The sequence below is a fragment of the Bacillus sp. AFS029533 genome (assembly GCF_002585125.1).
Taxonomy (GTDB): Bacteria; Bacillota; Bacilli; order Bacillales; family Bacillaceae_G; genus Gottfriedia; species Gottfriedia luciferensis_B.
Genome location: NZ_NUQC01000001.1, coordinates 49132 through 69594, shown reverse-complemented (window position 1 = coordinate 69594; position 20463 = coordinate 49132). Strand labels below are relative to the sequence as shown.

The window sequence follows — 20463 nt, the reverse complement described above, 5'->3', positions numbered from 1 at the left end:
CTCGTTTTCTTCGTGCTTTACCTGGCTGCAATGCTAAATTACCGCATAAGGTAAATTTGGTCACCACTTGCCTTCGTGACTCGAAAGTAAAGCGTTTTCGACAAGTCTGATAATCAATTTTTTTAATTTGTTTTAAAATCTGGCTCACTGTTAATCAGTGAGTTTTTTTAACGGAAGATCGAGTAGGGAATAAGTACATTAGGGTAAGCTTAAGAAACTGTACAGATATGCATCAATTTAGAAACGCAATTAGTCCAATTTGCAAGTTCTGTAAAATAGAATTTTGTTAAGTTAAATTATCAATTTTCAACCTTAAACCTGCATTTTCTTGATTCTAAAATCCAGTTTCTTATAAAGTTTTCCGATATTTTTTTTCATGTTCGACTTGTAAGTTAGGAAAAAAACCATTAACATGAACGATTAGAAGAAACATTTTATTTATAATATGATATAATGGAACAGATGTTCTTATGTAAGTGTTTAGTTAGAAAGGAGAAATGGTGTTGGCAAAGAATGAAACAACATATAACGAAGATGCGATACAGGTACTAGAAGGTTTAGAAGCTGTACGTAAACGACCTGGAATGTATATTGGCAGCACAGATAGTAGAGGTCTGCACCATTTAGTTTATGAAATCGTAGATAACTCTGTAGATGAAGCATTAGCTGGTCACGGGACTCAAATAGATGTGGTTATTCATAAAGATAATAGCTTAAGCGTAAAAGACCATGGTCGTGGGATGCCTACTGGAATGCACAAAATGGGAAAACCAACTCCAGAAATTATTTTAACTGTATTACACGCAGGTGGTAAATTTGGACAAGGCGGCTACAAAACAAGTGGTGGTCTACATGGTGTTGGTGCATCAGTAGTAAATGCTTTATCAGAATGGTTAACAGTTGAAATTCACCGTGAAGGAACAATTTTCAAGCAACGATTTGAAGCTGGAGGTAAAGCAGTCACTTCATTAGAAATCGTTGGTAAGACAAGACGAACTGGTACGACGATCCATTTTAAACCAGATCCGACTATTTTTAGTACTACAAATTTTAACTTTGATACTTTATGTGAAAGACTTAGAGAGTCAGCATTTTTATTAAAAGGCTTAAAAATTACAATTAAAGATGAACGACATGATACGTTCGAAGAGTTTTATTATGAAAACGGTATCGAAGCATTTGTATCGTATTTAAACGAAGAAAAAGAAGCATTACATCCTGTTGTATTCTTTGAAGGATTACAAAATAAAATTGAGGTTGAATTTTCATTTCAATTTAATGACGGTTATTCGGAAACGATGCTTTCTTTCGTAAATAATGTTCGTACAAAAGATGGTGGTACGCACGAAGTTGGTGCAAAAACTGCTTTAACAAGAGCGTTTAATGAATATGCAAGAAAAGTAAGTCTCTTAAAAGAAAAAGATAAAAATCTAGATGGAGCGGATATTCGTGAGGGATTAGCTGCAATTGTATCAGTACGAATTCCTGAAGAGCTGCTTCAATTTGAAGGACAAACAAAAGGTAAATTAGGTACTAGTGAAGCAAGATCAGCTGTTGATTCAGTTGTTTCGGATCAATTAGCTTATTTCCTGGAAGAAAATCCAGACATTGCAACTTCATTAGTAAAGAAATCGATAAAAGCTTATCAAGCAAGAGAAGCAGCAAGAAAGGCACGTGAGGAAGCAAGAAGTGGTAAAAAGAGAAAACGCACAGAAACTTCATTAAGCGGTAAGCTCACACCTGCACAATCTCGTAACCCACAAAAAAACGAATTATACCTAGTTGAGGGTGATTCAGCTGGTGGTAGTGCTAAACAAGGTCGTGATCGACGATTCCAAGCAATCTTGCCCCTGCGTGGTAAGGTTATTAATACCGAGAAGGCAAAACTTGCTGACATAATGAAAAATGAAGAGATTAATACGATTATTCATGCGATTGGTGCAGGAGTAGGTAGTGATTTTGATATTGAAGATGTGAACTATGACAAAATCGTTATTATGACCGATGCTGATACAGATGGAGCGCATATTCAAGTACTATTACTAACATTCTTTTACCGTTATATGAAGCCTTTAGTAGAGGCTGGTAAAGTTTATATTGCCTTACCTCCTTTATTCAAAGTAAGTAAAGGTTCTGGAAAAAAAGAAGTAATCGAATACGCTTGGTCAGAGGTAGACTTACAAGATGCAATCAAAAAAATCGGTAAAGGGTATATGATTCAGCGTTACAAGGGACTTGGTGAGATGAATGCTGACCAACTTTGGGATACAACGATGGATCCAGAGACTAGAACGCTTATTCGTGTGAAAATTGATGATGCTGCAAGAGCGGATCGTCGTGTAACTACTTTAATGGGTGATAAAGTTGAACCTAGACGTAAATGGATTGAATCGAATGTAGTATTTGATTTAGATGAAGAGGACAAAATTTTAAACAATGAGCAAGTTGAAGTAGAATCAGAAGGGAGCAAAGTCTGATGCAATCATCGGAAAAATTATATAATATCCCTTTAGAAGACATAATTGGTGACCGCTTTGGTCGATATAGTAAGTATATTATTCAAGAACGTGCATTACCTGACGCTCGTGACGGGTTAAAGCCAGTTCAGCGCCGTATTTTGTATTCAATGCATGTTGAAGGAAACACGCAAGACAAGCCTTACCGTAAATCTGCTAAAACAGTCGGAAATGTAATTGGTAATTACCATCCTCATGGTGATACTTCTGTTTATGATGCGATGGTACGACTAAGTCAAGATTGGAAATTAAGAAATGTTTTAATTCAAATGCACGGAAATAACGGTAGTATCGATGGAGACCCTCCAGCAGCTATGCGTTATACGGAAGCTAGGTTATCAGCGATAGCAAGTGAACTATTAAGAGATATTGATAAAGAAACAGTTGATTTTGTGCCAAACTTTGACGATACGAGTATGGAGCCAGTTGTTTTACCATCAATGTTTCCAAATTTATTAGTTAACGGTAGTACTGGAATCTCTGCTGGATATGCAACTGAAATACCTTCGCACCACCTTGGAGAAGTAATCGATGCGACCATTATGCGCATTGAAAATAAAAACTGTTCAGTAGATGAATTAATGACCGTAATCCACGGACCAGATTTTGCTACTGGAGGGATCATTCAAGGTGTAGATGGAATAAAAAAAGCTTATGAAACAGGTAAAGGTAAAATCATTATACGAAGCCGTGTTCATACCGAGGATTTACGTGGTGGTAAACAGGCATTAATTATTACAGAAATTCCTTCAGAAGTGAATAAAGCGAATTTAGTAAAGAAAATGGACGAGGTTCGTCTTGATCGAAAAGTAGATGGAATTACGGAAGTACGTGATGAAACAGATCGTACTGGACTACGTATTGTCATTGAACTGAAAAAAGATGCAAATAACGAAGCGATTTTAAATTATTTATATAAAAACACTGAGCTTCAAATACCTTATAACTTCAATATGGTTGCGATTTATAATCGTACACCAAAACAGATGTCATTACCGGCAATTCTTGATGCGTATATTGAACATCAAAAAGAGGTCATTACAAATCGTTCAAATTTTGATTTAAGAAAAGCTAAAGCTCGACAGCATGTTGTAGAAGGTTTAATGAAGGCTTTATCAATTTTAGATGAAGTGATAACAACAATCCGTTCTGCAAATGATAAACGTGATGCAAAAGATAAGTTAATTGTTCAATTTGCGTTTACTGAACAACAAGCTGAAGCGATTGTTATGTTACAGTTATATCGTTTAACAAATACTGATATTACTGCATTACAAGAAGAAGCAGATGAGTTAGATAAAAAGATCAAACAGCTTGAAGCAATTTTAAACAGTGAAGCAAAATTATTGTCAGTTATCAAAACAGACTTAAAGAAAATTAAGTTGAAATATGCAGACGACAGACGTTCGACAATTCAAGAAGAAATCGAAGAAATTAAAATTTCTAGAGAAGATATAATTGCTCAAGAAGACGTTATTGTCACCGTTACTAGTGAAGGATACGTTAAACGAACAAGTCCAAGATCTTATTCAGCTTCGAATGGTAAAGATTACGGTATGAAAGAAGGCGACCGTTTAATTTATCAAATAGAAAGTACAACGACAGATACACTAATTTTATTTACTTCAAAAGGTAACTATTTATATTTACCAATTCATGAAATGCAGGATATCAGATGGAAAGATATGGGGCAACATGTTGCTAATATTATTCCTATTGAGCGTGACGAAGCAATTCTTTCTGCTACAGTCGTAAATAATTTTGAAGAAAATAAAGATTATATATTATTTGTCACTAAAAATGGTGTTGTAAAACGTACAAGTATACAGCAATTAAAAGTACAACGATATTCTAAACCACTTGTCGGTATGTCAATTAAGTCTGATGATTCCTTAATTTTTGCTGGTGTCACTTCAGAAACTGATCAAGTGTTATTGGCTACAAGTTCAGGATACACATTGGTATTTACTGTTGAAGAAATTAGTATTCAAGGATTAAGAGCTGGTGGAGTTAAAGGAATAAATTTAAAAGATAATGATTTTGTTGTTTCTGCAGATACGATTAATAATGAAGTGAAAGAAATTTTCTGTGCAACACATCGAGGGGCAATTAAAAAAATGAAACTTGATACGATCCCTCAAAGTTCTCGAGGTACTCGAGGTGTTAAAGTACTTCGTGATTTAAAAAATAATCCTCATTTGTTAATTGGGGTATACGCAATAAACCAAAATGATATGTTTGCTTTATTAAGTAAATCTGGTCAATTTGAGACAGTTGACCCAACTGATTTAAGAAATAGTGATCAATATAGTAATGGATCATTTGTTATGGATACAGATGATTCTGGTGAAATAAAGACGATCATTCGATATAAAAAAGAAGAAAATAATTAAAATTTGGCCTATTCCGAGCTTTTTGGAATAGGTTTTTTTGTCGAATTTGTCGAAAAACGTAAAATAATACTAGGAAAATATTTTTTTAAGATTAACCTAGTAAAATACATTAAAATCTTTTAATTTTATATTTCGAAAATAAGGAAATAAAGTTTTTAATGATATTTTAATGGGAATAATTACCTAAAATAACGAAGAATCGACAGAATTGTCGAAATATTTTGAACCAAAAGAACTTGTCTAACGAAAAAATATAGCTTACTATTTTCTTAAGAATTTTAAATTTTCAAAAAAATAGGTTTTTAAGGGGGCGTACATATGGTTTTCAAGAAGGGATTTGCAATTTTAGCATCAGTATCGTTAACTGCGGGTATTTTAGCAGGCTGTGGTAGTAATAGTTCAAAGGATGGGAACCAGGTCATTAAAATTGCGACAAATACACCATTATCTGGTAATAATGCAATTTTAGGTGAATCCATTAAACTTGGAGCTCAACTTGCATTAGAGGATCAAAAAGCAGCTTTCAAAAAATTAGGCTTTGATTTAAAGATTGTACCTTATGATGACCAAGGGGATCCAAAAAAAGGTGTAGCAAATGCTGAGCAGTTAGCTGCAGACAATAAAATCCTTGGTGTTGTAGGACACTTAAACTCTGGTGTAGCAATTCCTTCTTCTGTAAAGTATGAGAAAGATCATATCGTAATGGTATCTCCTTCAAATACTGCAAATGAAGTAACTGATCGCGGATTAGGAGTAGTTAACCGAATTTGTGCTCGTGATGACTTCCAAGGTCCTGCAGGTGCAAATTTCGCTGTTAATACTTTAAAAGCTAAAAATATTTTTATCATTCAAGATAAAACACCTTACGGAACTGGTTTAGCAAATGAATTCAAAGCTGCTGCTCAGAAATTAGGCGCTAAAATCTTAGGTGAAGAAGGGATCTCAATCGGAGATAAAGATTTTAACGGAGTACTAAATAATGCAATTGCGAAAAAGCCTGATTTAGTATTCTTCGGTGGACTTTATGCTGAAGGTGGAATTTTATTAAAACAAGCTCGTGAAAAAGGGTTAAACATCCCATTCATGGGTGGAGATGGAATGGACTCTTCAGGTTTAGTTGATATTGCTGGAGATGCTGTTAAAAACTTCTACTATACTTCAGTAGCAGGTGATACGTTAAAAACAGATAAAGGTAAAGCTTTTGCTGACGCATATAAATCTAAATTTAATAAAAACATCGAATCGTTCTCATCTTACGGTTATGATTCTGCAGGCGTTTTATTAGAAGGATTAAAAAATGCGATCAATGATAATAAAGGAAAAACGCCAACACGTGAACAAGTCGAAAAAGCAGTCCGTGCGATTCAAGATTATGATGGAGTAGTAACGAAGGTTGGCTTCGACGATAAAGGAGACAACAAATACGCGAAAGTATTTATTTATACGTTTAAAGAAGCTAAATATCCTGGTACTCAAGAAGGCGAAGTTACTAAACCTTAATTAGGAACTATGCCAACCAGAAAAAGAAAAGAGTATCCCGTAAAAAACGAGATACTCTTTTTCTCTCAATATGTTGAGAAAATTGTAAAAATTTGGAAGTTACTAGGAAGTAAACTACATTATTTATAGGAGGTCTTATACATGAATGAAGTAATCCAAACTCTACCTCAAGTTCTAATAGACGGTCTTGTTTTAGGAGCAGTATATGCAATCGTAGCACTCGGTTACACGATGGTTTATGGGATATTGGAACTAATTAACTTTGCACATGGTGAAATATTCATGGCAGGTGCGTTTATTGGTACTGCGATATTAATTACATTTACTGGGTTAGGTTTATTAAGTAGTTTACCTGCAATTATCGTATTAGCAATTGTTCTAATTATTGCTTCATTAGCAACTGGATTCCTTGGAATGGGGATCGAAAGGGTGGCGTATCGCCCATTACGTAAAGCACCAAAGTTAATTACATTAATTACAGCAATCGGTATTTCATTTTTACTACAAGATATCGTCCGTTTTATTGCTGAATTAAAAGAAGGAAATTACATTATTACTGGCCCATCACTATTTTCAGGACAACACCAAATTAAAACTAGCTCAATTCTTTCTTCATTTGGAAATGCACAAATTAAATCAGCATCAATTATTATTTTAGTCGTTGCAGTTGTAATGATGATTTCATTAGATTACTTCATCAATAAAACAAAATGGGGTACAGCAATGCGTGCAGTAGCACAAGATCGTGAAACTGCATCATTAATGTCAGTTAATGTTAACAAAGTCATCTCTTTAACATTCTTTTTAGGTTCTGGATTAGGTGGTGCAACTGGCGTGCTCTTTGCATTACAATATAACACAATTGATCCATACATTGGTTTTATTTTAGGCCTAAAAGCATTTACGGCAGCAGTATTAGGTGGAATCGGAAATATCCGTGGTGCAATGTTTGGTGGTTTATTAATCGGTGTAATCGAAGTGTTTGCGGCAACAAATTTATCAACTTTAACACATGGTATTTTCCCATCAGAATATAAAGATGTTGTTTCATTTGGAATATTAATTCTAGTTCTAATATTCAAGCCAGAAGGTTTACTAGGTAAACCAGTAGCTGAGAAAGTGTAGGTGAATTTGATGAAGAGCTTATTAGAAGGGTTAAAACAATCAAACAAACTACAAGGAATTTTCTTAGGAGCATATATCGTTGTTACATCATTGGGATTATACCTTTTACAAGAATCCGTAACGGCATTTCTACTAATCTTGTTCTCACTTTACTTATTATACAAAACAAATTTTCCAGTCAAATTAAAATGGAGCATCGGAATTCTAGTTTTAACAGTGATTATGCCTTATGTTGCATCACAAGGAACAGCATTTGAATCATATATGGGTGTAGCGACTTTAGTTGGAATCTATGTTGCAATGGCGCTTGGATTAAACGTAGTAGTTGGGTTAGCGGGGCTGTTAGATTTAGGATTCGTTGCCTTCTTTGCAATCGGTTCATATACTTATGCAATTTTTTCGACTAAACAAGTTACGAATTTCTTACATTTTGATTTCCTTCCTTTTTCAGGAAACTCATTCTGGGTATTTATCATAATCGGTGGTATTATCGCTGCAATTGCAGGCGTATTATTAGGTATTCCAGTACTACGTGTAAAAGGTGACTATTTAGCAATTGTAACACTTGGATTTGGAGAAATTATTCGAATTGTATTCAATAACTTAGATAAACCGATCAATATTACTGGAGGGGCACAAGGTATATCTTCTATTCCAGCTCCTACTATTTTTGGATTAGAGATCGATAATTCTGGTCAATTTTATTATGTCGTGTTAGTTGTTTTAGCAATCGTCATTTTAGCAGTAACTAGATTACAAGATTCTAAGCTTGGACGTTCTTGGAAGGCGGTACGTGAGAATGAAATCGCTGCACAAGCATCAGGTATCCACTTAGTACGTACGAAATTAATTGCATTTGCAATCGGTGCATCTTTCTCAGGAATGATGGGAGTAGTTTTCTCTGCAAAGCAAATGTTCATTGACCCAACAAGCTTTACACTACTTGAATCGATTACGATCTTGGTAATGGTTATTTTAGGCGGAATGGGTAGTGTTCCAGGTGTGATCCTTGGAGCTGCACTTGTAACAATCTTAAATCTACAAGTATTAACAGAAGTAACAAACTATTTAAACCAATTAACATTAGATGGAGTTATTAATTTACCACCGGCTCTATCACCTTCTAAAATGCAACGTATGATTTTCGGACTTATTTTAGTACTTGCAGCAATTTTCAGGCCAAAAGGATTATTGCCTGCCAAAAATAAGGTTGTTCCAAAAGAAGACGTCGTAGATCAAACTGTAGTCGAAGAAAAAACACGCACAGTTTCATTTTAGAGAGGAGGTTATCAAATGTTAAAAATAACGAATTTAACGAAAAGCTTTGGCGGTTTAACAGCTGTGAATAATGTAAATATTGATATTAAAGAAGGCTCAATTACAGCGGTAATTGGACCAAATGGAGCTGGAAAAACAACATTTTTTAATATGATTACAGGTGTGTACACTCCTAGTAGTGGCGAAATTTTGCTAGGGAATGAGAGTTTAGTAGGGCTAAAGCCGCATACAGTAAATAAAAAAGGGATCGCGCGTACATTCCAAAATATTCGTTTATTTAATAGTATGACTGCATTAGAAAATGTCATGGTTGGAATGCATCAGCATTTAAAGTATGGTGTTTTTTCAACAATATTCCATTTACCTAAATTTAAAAAAGCAGAAAAATTGGCAATGAAAGAAGCGTATAAATGGTTAGAATACGTCGGATTGGCTGATGTTTATAATGAGGAAGCATCGAGTCTATCATACGGTGCACAAAGACGACTTGAAATCGCTCGTGCATTAGCTTCTCAACCAAGAATATTACTTTTAGATGAGCCAGCTGCAGGGATGAATCCGAAAGAAACGAAAGAATTGACTGATTTAATCTATCAAATGAGAGATGACCTTAACTTAACAATCGTCTTAATCGAGCATGATATGAAGCTTGTTATGGAAATATCCGAGTATCTATTTGTACTTGATCATGGCGAAAAAATTGCAGAAGGAAAACCTCTTGAAATTCGAAATAATCAAAAAGTAATTGAAGCATATTTAGGAAAAAGTGCAGTGACTACTGCATAGTGAAAGGAGTACGAAAAGATGACGCTATTACAATTAAAAGATATTAACTCTTTTTACGGTGGTATTCAAGCACTGAAAAATATCAACATTGAAGTAAATGAAGGTGAAATTGTAACATTAATTGGAAGTAACGGTGCTGGAAAATCTACTACTCTAAAAACGATTTGTGGCCAAGTTAAACCAAAATCTGGAACGCTTATTTATAAAGGTGAAGAAATTATAAAGCTACAATCTCATGAAATTGCCTTAAAAGGAATCGCTCATGTACCAGAAGGAAGAAGAATTTTTTCTAAATTAAGTGTAAAAGAAAATTTAGAGATGGGTGCATTCTCTGTTAAAGATAAAAAACTAATCGCTGCACGCATGGAAATGGTATTTGATTATTTTCCAAGACTAAAAGAGCGTCTAAGCCAAAAAGGCGGTACGATGAGTGGAGGAGAACAACAAATGTTAGCGATTGGTAGAGGATTAATGATGGGACCATCATTGCTAATGCTTGATGAACCATCTATGGGTCTTGCTCCAATTATCGTTGAACAAATATTTGAAATCATTGAACAACTAAACAAACAAGGAATGACAATCTTATTAGTCGAACAAAACGCATACCAAGCATTACAAATTGCTCACCGTGGCTATGTAATTCAAACTGGTGAGATCCAAATGGTTGGTGAAGGTAAGACATTAATGAATAATGAAGAAGTGAAAAAAGCTTATTTAGCTTAATGAATCTGCTAATCAAAAATAGATAAATGAAAAGGGGATGTATCATGAGTCAGGTCAACTGACATGTGAACATCCCTTTTTTGATGTGAATGCTTGGAAAAGTTATAGACAGAGAGTATCTGAGAGGTACTGATCATTTTAAGTCTATTTTATAGACTTTATTAAAGATAAAATGCAGATTTGAATTAATATTTTATTGCTTAAGAAGAAATATGCTAGAGTTATACTCGATCGTATCCACATTGATCAAATAAATCAGCCGATATACCTTTACGGGTATAGGTAATTATTTTTTTAAATTGCAGATAAGCTGATTTTAATTGCAGTTTCGGTAATTTTAATTGCAGATTCACTGATTTTAATTGCAGTCCGCCATTCATTTGCAAGTTTTCAACGTTTGTTTGCATAGATAGGCCTCTTATTTGCTGCTCTCTATGTTTCATTTGTAGCTCAGTCGTTCAGTATTTACTACAGTTTCTCAACACTAATAAAAAGAGGGAACCCCTTATGGATTCCCTCATTAATATGAAATTATTATTTATTAGAAATAAATTCCGAAACTTTTAATTGCTCTTCACTTGACGCATTGTTAATTGAAGATTGAAGTGATTCCTCTAGTAAACTACGATTCTTGTAAAAATCTTCATGTTTACTATTATAATAGTACTTCACTGCTTCTAAATCTGAGAAAAACTCTTTTCCAAGCTTTAGAAGAAATGTTACTGGAAGTCCTTCGATCACTACTGTATTTACATTTTCAGAAATTTCATTTACCGTACTGTTTGAAGTTGAAATCATTTCCTCGTTTAATTCTTTAACAAGTAATTGTTCGAACCCTTTTATTTTATTGTTTCTTTTGTTCACGATTCGCTTTTTGTTTGTCTTTAATAAACGAATGGAATGATGTTTATCAAGCAATACTGCTGAACGTTTCTTTTTCTTTAGAAAAATGCTGCTACTCAAAACTAGCACTCCCTTCTGATAGTATAGTATATAAATAAAACAACTTTTCTATCATACCAAGTAATGCTCATACTGTAAAGGTTTTATCTTTACATGTTAGCTTTCCAAAAATAATTCAAAAAATTCACGGTATTTTTTTATCAAAATTGTTCATAATAATATTTGACTTAATCATTGACACTTTGTTAAAATAACAACATATTATTTATTACATATAACGTTGACGGAAAGAAGTAACTAAAGATTATTTTGTAAAGCGAATTGAGGATGGTGTGAGCTCAATCAAAACCTTTGGCGAAAGGCATTCCCGAGTTAATTTTTAAAGTGGACAATTTTTTTAATTGTCAACTAGGGTGGAACCGCGGGTGCAAACACAGCTCTCGTCCCTAGGCAGAAAATGCCTAAGGATGAGAGCTTTTTTATTTCATTCTTGCATTTTCAAAAAAACAATTGAAAATTGGAGGCAAATGAAAATGTCAGAAAAATCGATGGATGTCGTAGTAAGTCATGCTAAACACAGAGGTTTTGTATTTCCAGGATCTGAAATTTACGGTGGTTTAGCAAATACGTGGGATTATGGACCACTAGGTGTTGAATTAAAAAATAATGTGAAAAAAGCTTGGTGGAAAAAGTTTGTTCAACAAAGTCCATACAATGTTGGATTAGATGCTGCAATCTTAATGAATCCACGTACATGGGAAGCTTCAGGTCATATAGGTAACTTTAATGATCCAATGATCGATTGCAAAAATTGTAAAGCTCGTCATCGTGCAGATAAATTAATCGAAAATGCACTTGAAGAAAAAGGAATGGAAATTATCGTTGATGGTCTTCCATTTTCAGAAATGGCTAAATTGATTGAGGAGCATAAAATTGCTTGTCCTGATTGTGGTAGCCATGATTTTACAGATATTCGTCAATTTAACCTAATGTTTAAAACATTCCAAGGTGTTACTGAGTCAAGTACGAATGAAATTTTCTTACGTCCAGAAACAGCACAAGGTATTTTCGTAAACTTCAAAAATGTTCAACGTACAATGAGAAAGAAAGTACCATTTGGTATTGCTCAAATCGGTAAAAGCTTCCGTAACGAAATTACACCAGGAAATTTCACGTTCCGTACTCGTGAATTTGAACAAATGGAACTTGAATTCTTCTGTAAACCAGGTGAAGAGTTAGAGTGGTATTCTTATTGGAAAGAAACTGCTAATAAATGGCTTTTAGCTTTAGGTATGAATGAAGAAAATCTTCGTTTACGTGAACATAGTGCAGATGAATTATCACACTATAGTAACGCGACAACTGACTTTGAATATAAATTCCCATTTGGTTGGGGCGAATTATGGGGCATTGCGTCTCGTACAGATTATGATTTAAAACAACATATGGAATATTCAACAGAAGATTTCACATATCATGATCCAATTACAAATGAAAAATACGTTCCATATTGTATCGAGCCATCATTAGGTGCAGATCGTGTTACATTAGCATTTTTAATTGATGCATATGAAGAAGAGGCATTAGAAGATGGTACATCTCGTACAGTAATGCGTCTACATCCTGCGTTAGCACCATATAAGGCTGCGATTTTACCGTTATCTAAAAAATTATCTGAAAATGCACAAGAAGTGTTTGCTTCTTTAGCAGAAGATTTCAATGTTGATTTTGATGAAACTGGTTCAATTGGTAAACGTTATAGACGTCAAGATGAAATCGGTACTCCTTTCTGTATTACTTACGACTTCGAATCAATTGAAGATGGTAAAGTAACAGTTCGTGACCGTGACACGATGGAGCAAACTCGTGTTGCAATAAGTGAATTACAATCATTTTTAGCAAATAAAATTAAATTTTAATTTAGTTTTTTGAAATAAGGTGTCCTTTTGGACATCTTTTTTCATATATTTTACTAAAGCTTGTTTAAAGTTTAAGAAATTTACTAAAAATGGTAAAATAAAGGTATAAAATAAAGGAGGAGTTTAAATGAGGAGTTCAAATCCTATCTTAAATTCTGAACGATTAACGAAATCAAGGCATGCTGCTAAAGCGATGACGATCGGTGGCACAATTGGCAAAACAATTATCGCATTAATCTTACTAATCGCAACTGCAGGATACTCATTTTATCTAACGGCAACTGGAACACTTAATTCTAAAGTGTTTATTGGATGTTTAATCGTTGCATTCATTATTGGGTTAGTAACATCTTTTTCTCCTAGAATTGCGCCGATTACTACACCTATTTATGCAGCAGTTGAAGGGATTCTAATTGGTAATATTTCAGCAGTTTACGAAGCAACATATGGAATGATTGTTCTTCAAGCAGTTCTATTAACAATTGCAATTATAGCAGGAACATTAATTTGTTATGCTACTGGACTAGTTAAAGTAACGCACCGTTTTAGATCGATTGTTTTCGGTTTAACAATCGGAGTGTTTATATTTTATTTACTAACGATGGTCCTCCAACTTTTCCATGTCCCAATTCCATATATCCATCAATCTGGTCCAATCGGAATATTTGTTAGTTTAGCGATACTTGTTATTGCTTCATTAAATCTATTCTTGGATTTTGATCTAATTACAACAAGTGTTAGACAAGGTGCACCAAAAGAGTTCGAGTGGTATTGTGCTTTTGGTTTATTAGTAACAGTCATTTGGGTTTATATTGAAGCACTTCGATTCCTATCGAGGCTTCGCGATTAAAAAATTTTAGTCAGTCAGACCTTACTCTCAAATGAAAGTAAGGTTTTTTACTATATTTTGATTAGAATTCGATCATGTTTAGATAAATGACTATAGTAGAAAGTAGGGAAATAGATGAGTAAGAAAAAATTTGAAGTCTTTGAAAATGAAACAATTAATGATTGCTTAGAGAGAATGGAAAAAGAAGGCTATATACCTGTTAAAAGAATGGAAGTACCAATATTTTCAGAGCAAATGGTTAATGGAAAGGTAGAAATTGAACCGACTGGAAGAAAGATCGTATTTGAAGGCAAATTAAATACGAATTAATATGAATAAAGATAATAATTTAATGGAATAGTAACCTTATATGAATAAAATGAGGTGAAAAAATGCATAAATTAGCATGTCCACGCTGTAAAACAAACAAAAGTAGATTTTATTTAATCGAACAAAACCCAAAAGCAGTTAAATTAAATGCTCAAAGCGGAGATGTTGAAATAGAAGAATATGTTTCAAGTGGGCTAGATCCATTTTTTGTTCCATATAAAGGTCCAGAATATTTAGTTCAATGTGGAACTTGTGGTTTAATTGATCAAAGTGTAATGTTTGAAAAAACAGCGGATTCATTGAAATTTTAAAATCAAAAAACTAAGTGCGAAGGCACAAATAGAATTAAAATAAGATGATCTCTATCCAGAGATCATCTTATTTTTGTTGGTTAGCTTTTGAAGTAGATAGTTTTTCTTTTTATAACGAGTATTTTTAGAACCAATCTTTTTTCTTGAACCACATCACTAATCCAAACACGATCAATAGCATAATCACCCAACAATAATAATAACCATATTTTAATTGAAGCTCGGGGATGTGAACAAAATTCATTCCATATACTCCAACGATGAATGTTAGTGGCATGAACACAATTGAGACAGATGTTAACATTTTCATCGTTTTATTCATTTTGTGTGAGTTTGTTGAAATATAACTTTCTCTAATGTCATTTGCCATTTCCCTGTTATCTGCTATGTCATCTATTAATTTTACTAAGTGATCGTAAACGATTCGCAATTTTTTTGTCGTTTCTTTGTCAATTTCAACGTGGGTTGAATTTAAAATACGATAAATTAAATCTTTTGTTGGTTTAACTGTTTTTCTTACTTTTGATAACTTGCTTAATTGTGTTTTAATTCCATCAATCATGCTTAGATCGGAATTAGATCCTAATTCATCAATCTCTTCGATGTCATCTTCAATTTTTTGGACGATCGGAAAGAATTTATCAACAATTTCATCACAAATGTGATACAGAATTCTTTCTGGTTTTATTCCTTTTATACTCTTTAAGCCTTTTAATTTATTCCACACAATTTGTATCGCATTTGACTCCTCCCAACAAAATGAAACGATGTACTTGTGGGACAAAAAGAGATCGATTTCAGCTTGTTCCATATTCTCCTGTAATGATTGTAGAATGATAAAACGATAGCCATCGTAATAATCCATTTTCGGTCTTTCTTTATAACTGACACAATGTTTAATTGCGATTTCATCGAAGTGGAATTGAGTTTTCAATAAGTCAATTTCTTCTTTTTCAGGTTTTCCAAAATCGACCCAAACCCAATCAATTTGTTCGGAATTTAATTCTTCAATTGATACATCAAACGCATGGGTTCCGTCCTTGTATACAGCCATCGTTTTGATCATTTTGGCACACCCTTTTTCTCGTTAATTTTCTCAAAATCAGTTTAACACAATATTCTTCAATAGTTTTTAAAAAAATTATGAGAAAGTTTTAACGATTAACAAAAGATTGTCTAAAAATAATAGCTGCTTTTCTTTCCATATTGGCGGAAAATAGTGAAGTTGATAAAAAGATATTTTACTATCAAAAGGATCATTAACTTTGTCATTTAGACGTTTTTGTTACCTTTGTAATACGGAACTTAAATTAAATAAAAAATAAATTTAAGAAAACTTTGACTTTTTAGTTGTCGATGGATATAATAAATAACAATTAAAGCACACAAATGAATTCAATGACGAGAAAAGTAATTTTCGTTACTGTTCTACAGAGAGCCGGGGAAGCTGAAATCCGGTGAATAGTACTTAAATGAAGATCCTCTCCGAGAAGTCAAACTGAAAACATAAGTAGGTTTGAACGGGTGTCTACCGTTAAAAGGAACGCGTATGATTGTACGTGACTAGAGTGCTATTGAAGAGCGGACTGTTTTCAATAGAATTAGGGTGGTATCGCGGTTAAACCCGTCCCTTATTATAGGGGCGGGTTTTTGTGTGCTTTAAAAAAATAAGAGAGGCGATATCATATGAAAAAAGAAAATATGAAAGAATCTGTTCAAAATCGTGAAAAAAGGATTAGTGAACTTTGGTCTAAAGAAAATATCTTTATTAAATCAGTTGAACATAGAGAACATAATCAATCTTTTGTTTTTTATGAAGGTCCCCCAACTGCAAATGGACTGCCACACGTTGGTCACGCATTAGGTCGTACGATAAAAGATGTTGTAGCTAGATATAAAACAATGGCTGGTTTCCAAGTTGTTCGTAAAGCTGGATGGGATACTCATGGTTTACCAGTTGAACTCGGTGTTGAAAAGATGTTAGGCATTTCAGGTAAGGCAGAAATTGAACGATATGGCGTAAAAGCTTTTCTTGAGAAATGTAAAGAAAGTGTTTTTACTTACGAGAAACAATGGCGAGATTTTACTGAGCAATTAGGTTATTGGGTGGATATGGATGATCCATATGTAACATTGGATAATTCTTATATCGAAAGTGTATGGAATATCCTAGGGACAATTCATGAAAAAGGCTTACTAGTAAAAGGTCATCGTGTTTCACCTTATTGTCCTAGCTGTCAAACATCGCTAAGCTCACATGAAGTAGCGCAAGGATATAAAGACGTTAAGGATTTATCTGCAACCGTTAAGTTTAAATTGCAAGATGAAGAAAATGTCTATTTCCTTGGATGGACGACAACTCCGTGGACACTTCCTGCTAATGTAGCGTTAGCTGTAAATCCAACAATGGAATATGTTCGTGCTAAAAAAGGTGAGGAAGTATATATTCTTGCTAAGGCATTAGTAGATAAAGTACTAAAAGCGGATTACGTCATTTTATCTGAATTTCTTGGGGCAGATCTAATCGGTATTAGTTATTTACCACCATTTAATTTCGTAAAAGTTGAAGTTGGTCATAAAGTTGTGAAAGCAGATTTTGTAACTGAAGGAAGTGGTACTGGAATTGTTCATATTGCACCTGCATACGGTGAAGATGACTATAAAGTTGTGCAAGAAAATGGGTTATCTTTTGTAAATGTAGTGAATGAAAAAGGCCAATATACTGATGAAGTACCTAATTTTCAAGGTCGTTTTGTTAAAGAGTGTGATGTAGATATAGTGAGGTATTTAGCCGAAAATGAATTATTATTTAGTAAAGAAAAATATGAGCATAGCTATCCGCATTGTTGGCGTTGTGATTCACCTTTACTCTATTATGCGAATGAAAGTTGGTTTATTAAAACGACCGCATTAAAGGAACAGTTTATTAAAAATAATGAGGAAGTAACATGGTATCCAGATCATATAAAATACGGTCGATTCGGTAATTTTTTAGAACAGATGGTAGATTGGAATATTAGCCGAAAAAGATATTGGGGCACTCCATTAAATGTTTGGGAATGTGATTCATGTCATCATCAATTAGCACCAAAAAGTATTAATGAATTATGTAGCCATTCGGTAGAAGAAATTGACAGCTCAATTGAACTGCACAAACCTTTCGTTGATGAAGTTACACTTAACTGTCCAAATTGTAAAGGGAATATGAAAAGAACACCTGAAGTAATTGATGTCTGGTTCGATAGCGGTTCAATGCCATTTGCCCAATATCATTATCCTTTTGAAAATAAAGAGAAATTTACAAAACAATTCCCAGCTGATGTTGTCATTGAAGGGATTGATCAAACGAGAGGCTGGTTCTATAGTTTACTTGCAGTATCTACTTTATTTACCGGGAAAGTACCGTATAAACATGTATTATCTCTAGGCCATGTATTAGATGAAAATGGACAAAAAATGTCTAAAAGTAAAGGTAATGCACTTGATCCAGTAGAATTAATTCAAAAATATGGTGCAGATTCATTACGATGGTCTTTATTAGTAGACAGTGCGCCTTGGAACCCGAAGCGTTTTTCTGAAAGGGTTGTTCAAGAGGCGAAGTCGAAACTCATCGATACATTCGACAATGTGTATAGTTTTTACAGTTTATATGCAAATTTAGATGGATTTAATGCAAAAAAACTATATGAGTATCAATCAAGTACATTGGATAAATGGATCATTTCACGTTTGCAAAGCACAATCCAAAATGTAACAAAAAATTTAGAGGATTATCAATTTACAAATGCTGCACGAGACATCGCTAAATTAGTAGATGAAGTAAGTAACTGGTATGTAAGAAGGTCAAGAGAACGTTTCTGGTCAAATGGAATGAATAACGAGAAGGCGGCCGCTTACTATACACTGTTTGAAGTATTAACAAAAGTAAGTCAATTATTAGCACCTTTTACGCCATTCCTAGCGGAAGATGTTTATTTTAATTTAACAAAACAAAGCGTCCATTTATCTGATTTTCCAGTTTTCGATGAATCATTAATCGACGCTCAGCTTGAGAAGGAAATGGATGCAGTTCTAAAAGTTGTGGAACTTGGAAGAAGCATTCGAAATGCAAATTCATTAAAGATCAAACAGCCACTAGCTAGTTTAACTTTAGTTAGTAACAATGAGGAGATCAATTGGGATTTATATAAAGAAATTGTTTTAGATGAGCTAAACTTAAAAAAATTCCAACAAGTTAACAACGAAAATGAGTTTTCAATCTTAAAACTGAAATTGGATTTTAAAAAATCAGGAGCTAAATTTGGTAAGCTTTCTAATCTAGTCAATAAATCACTTCAAACATTAACAAATGAAGAAGCAAAAAGAGTGATTGAGAGCGGGTATGCTAATGTATTAATTGAGACAGGAGAAACTGTTAAAGTTGACGCACAAGATATTTTAATTGAAAAAAGCGCAAGAGAAGGTTTTGCATCAGCGACGAATGGAGAATATACAGTGACCCTAGACACATTATTAACAGAAGATCTTATTCAAGAAGGTACTGTAAGAGAATTAATTAGGGCTATTCAAGGATACCGAAAAGAATTGGATCTACCAATTAATATGCGCGTAGACATTGGCATAACAGCTAAACCGGAGTTTATTGAAATCATTGAAAAGTTTAAAGGAATGCTTGAGGAAAACTTATTAATGAGAAAACTAGTTGTGAAGAATCATGTGAATGGAAAAGAAATTAAAGTTGGTGATTACCAGTCCGAAATTGAATTAGTTGCTTCTAATTAATTAAATAGCTTAAGTGAAATGACAGACTAATAACAATTTTTAGTCTGTCATTTTTCTTCTTAATTGACATAGGCAACGGTTCCTATTTTTTAAAATCAATAGTTTTTAAAGGTTTATTAAAATAGCTGTTGAATTAATTAGTGTAGAGTGATTTAAGGAGAGGGTTAGATGATTTCTAAAAAGAGCATTTATATATATTTGATATACGCATTTTCTTTTGCAATATCGTATTTTTTAGTTAGAGTATTCTTATTTCATGGCGAAATTAACTCAGCATTTGCCGGTTCTATTGCCGGTGGATTTGTTGGATTTTTAGTATCTATTATTTTTGCTAAACCTATTGAAAGAAGATAATTTTGATAATCGGTTTAGCAACTACTCTAAGCCTAAGTTGAACTATGAAAAAAGGATGATCTTCAAGATCATCCTCTAGTCTACATTAAGTTAATCCAATTAAAAGATAAATGCTAGTTCCCCAAATAAACAAGGCGGAGAATTTGTTGAATATTTTCATTAAACCTCCTGTACTGTCTACCTTCTTCATGATTGAGCCCGCAACTGTTAATCCAAAAAACCAAATCCAAGATACTGTAATACATGCAATCGTAAAGAAAACTTGTTCCTTTCCGACATATTTTAATGCACTTGTTCCAATTACACCTATTGTATCTAAGATTGCATGGGGGTTTAATAAGGAAACTGATAAGGCAAAAATGATTTGCTGTCGGCTAGGTAATGCATTATTCGATTCATTTACTACCGGTTTAGATTTCCAAATAACATACCCCATGTATACTAAAAACAAAATACCAGCAATCATCAAGCTAATTCTTAGCCATTCAAATTGTAGAACGATCGTGGAAAGTCCAAAAACAGCTAAAAGAATTAAAAAAGTATCGCATACAGCAGCAGTAAAAGTCGCTGGAAGTGCTCGAATTAGTTTTGGCTGTGTGGCACCTTGTGAAAATACAAATACATTCTGTACCCCTAAAGGTAAAATAAGTCCGAATGCTAAGACTAGACCATGAATAATAGCTTCCATCAAATCAACTCCCTTTCAATTAC

Annotated in this window: 17 protein-coding genes and 2 other annotated features; of the genes, 13 read left to right on the top strand and 4 right to left on the bottom strand. The window is 33.6% G+C overall.

The genetic code is table 11. From position 1 onward, the window contains the following. Positions 1-503 precede the first annotated feature (503 nt). The 7 genes from parE (at position 504) to COE53_RS00310 (ending at position 10324) form a co-directional block, all read left to right on the top strand. A complete protein-coding gene (gene parE / locus COE53_RS00340) occupies positions 504-2477 on the top strand; it encodes a DNA topoisomerase IV subunit B (protein WP_069032380.1) in 1974 nt (657 codons plus the stop codon). Next, a complete protein-coding gene (gene parC, locus COE53_RS00335; RefSeq protein WP_069032381.1) occupies positions 2477-4909 on the top strand; it encodes a DNA topoisomerase IV subunit A in 2433 nt (810 codons plus the stop codon). Before parE ends, parC begins: the two co-directional genes overlap by 1 nt. Before the next feature lie 318 nt (positions 4910-5227). Next, positions 5228-6409: a branched-chain amino acid ABC transporter substrate-binding protein gene (locus COE53_RS00330; RefSeq protein WP_069032382.1), complete on the top strand. Its 1182-nt coding sequence runs from the start codon at positions 5228-5230 to the stop codon at positions 6407-6409. Between the two features lie 141 nt (positions 6410-6550). Then, positions 6551-7534 carry a branched-chain amino acid ABC transporter permease gene (locus COE53_RS00325; RefSeq protein ID WP_069032383.1) on the top strand — a complete coding sequence of 328 codons (984 nt, stop codon included), beginning with the start codon at positions 6551-6553 and terminating at the stop codon, positions 7532-7534. 9 nt (positions 7535-7543) lie between these two features. After that, positions 7544-8812, top strand: a complete 1269-nt coding sequence (locus COE53_RS00320; RefSeq protein WP_069032384.1) for an ABC transporter permease subunit — start codon at positions 7544-7546, stop codon at positions 8810-8812. Positions 8813-8827: 15 nt separating this feature from the next. Then, positions 8828-9598, top strand: coding sequence for an ABC transporter ATP-binding protein (locus COE53_RS00315; RefSeq protein ID WP_069032385.1), 771 nt, complete (start codon positions 8828-8830; stop codon positions 9596-9598). A gap of 18 nt (positions 9599-9616) precedes the next feature. After that, positions 9617-10324: an ABC transporter ATP-binding protein gene (locus tag COE53_RS00310; RefSeq protein WP_069032386.1), complete on the top strand. Its 708-nt coding sequence runs from the start codon at positions 9617-9619 to the stop codon at positions 10322-10324. Positions 10325-10545: 221 nt separating this feature from the next. Here the strand turns inward: COE53_RS00310 and COE53_RS00305 are convergent, their stop codons facing one another. Both COE53_RS00305 and COE53_RS00300 read right to left on the bottom strand, forming a co-directional pair. After that, positions 10546-10731 carry a hypothetical protein gene (locus COE53_RS00305; protein ID WP_069032387.1) on the bottom strand — a complete coding sequence of 62 codons (186 nt, stop codon included), beginning with the start codon at positions 10729-10731 and terminating at the stop codon, positions 10546-10548. 127 nt (positions 10732-10858) lie between these two features. Then, complete coding sequence (locus COE53_RS00300; protein ID WP_069032388.1) at positions 10859-11287, bottom strand: hypothetical protein; 429 nt, start codon at positions 11285-11287, stop codon at positions 10859-10861. A gap of 211 nt (positions 11288-11498) precedes the next feature. Beyond that, positions 11499-11678 (top strand) — a binding site (T-box leader). 82 nt (positions 11679-11760) lie between these two features. On the opposite strand from COE53_RS00300, the gene COE53_RS00295 reads away from it, so the two are divergent. From COE53_RS00295 to COE53_RS00280, 4 genes are all read left to right on the top strand, one after another. Then, positions 11761-13146, top strand: a complete 1386-nt coding sequence (locus COE53_RS00295) for a glycine--tRNA ligase (protein WP_069032389.1) — start codon at positions 11761-11763, stop codon at positions 13144-13146. Between the two features lie 127 nt (positions 13147-13273). Next, positions 13274-13996, top strand: a complete 723-nt coding sequence (locus COE53_RS00290; RefSeq protein ID WP_069032390.1) for a Bax inhibitor-1/YccA family protein — start codon at positions 13274-13276, stop codon at positions 13994-13996. Positions 13997-14110: 114 nt separating this feature from the next. Continuing rightward, entirely contained in the window at positions 14111-14305 is a 195-nt protein-coding gene (locus tag COE53_RS00285) for an NETI motif-containing protein (protein ID WP_069032391.1), read from the top strand. Between the two features lie 62 nt (positions 14306-14367). Beyond that, on the top strand, positions 14368-14616 hold the full coding sequence (locus tag COE53_RS00280) for a DNA alkylation repair protein (RefSeq protein ID WP_069032392.1): 249 nt from the start codon (positions 14368-14370) through the stop codon (positions 14614-14616). A 124-nt stretch (positions 14617-14740) separates the two neighbouring features. On the opposite strand, the gene corA is transcribed toward COE53_RS00280, so the two are convergent. Continuing rightward, positions 14741-15682: a magnesium/cobalt transporter CorA gene (corA, locus tag COE53_RS00275; RefSeq protein WP_069032393.1), complete on the bottom strand. Its 942-nt coding sequence runs from the start codon at positions 15680-15682 to the stop codon at positions 14741-14743. 323 nt (positions 15683-16005) lie between these two features. Further along, positions 16006-16251 (top strand) — a binding site (T-box leader). A gap of 66 nt (positions 16252-16317) precedes the next feature. Here corA and ileS point away from each other — a divergent pair. Continuing rightward, a complete protein-coding gene (gene ileS, locus COE53_RS00270; protein ID WP_069032627.1) occupies positions 16318-19398 on the top strand; it encodes an isoleucine--tRNA ligase in 3081 nt (1026 codons plus the stop codon). A gap of 168 nt (positions 19399-19566) precedes the next feature. Next, a complete protein-coding gene (locus tag COE53_RS00265) occupies positions 19567-19752 on the top strand; it encodes a hypothetical protein (protein ID WP_069032394.1) in 186 nt (61 codons plus the stop codon). Between the two features lie 85 nt (positions 19753-19837). Here COE53_RS00265 and COE53_RS00260 read toward each other — a convergent pair whose 3' ends face one another. After that, positions 19838-20440: a LysE/ArgO family amino acid transporter gene (locus COE53_RS00260; protein WP_069032395.1), complete on the bottom strand. Its 603-nt coding sequence runs from the start codon at positions 20438-20440 to the stop codon at positions 19838-19840. Positions 20441-20463: the final 23 nt, after the last annotated feature.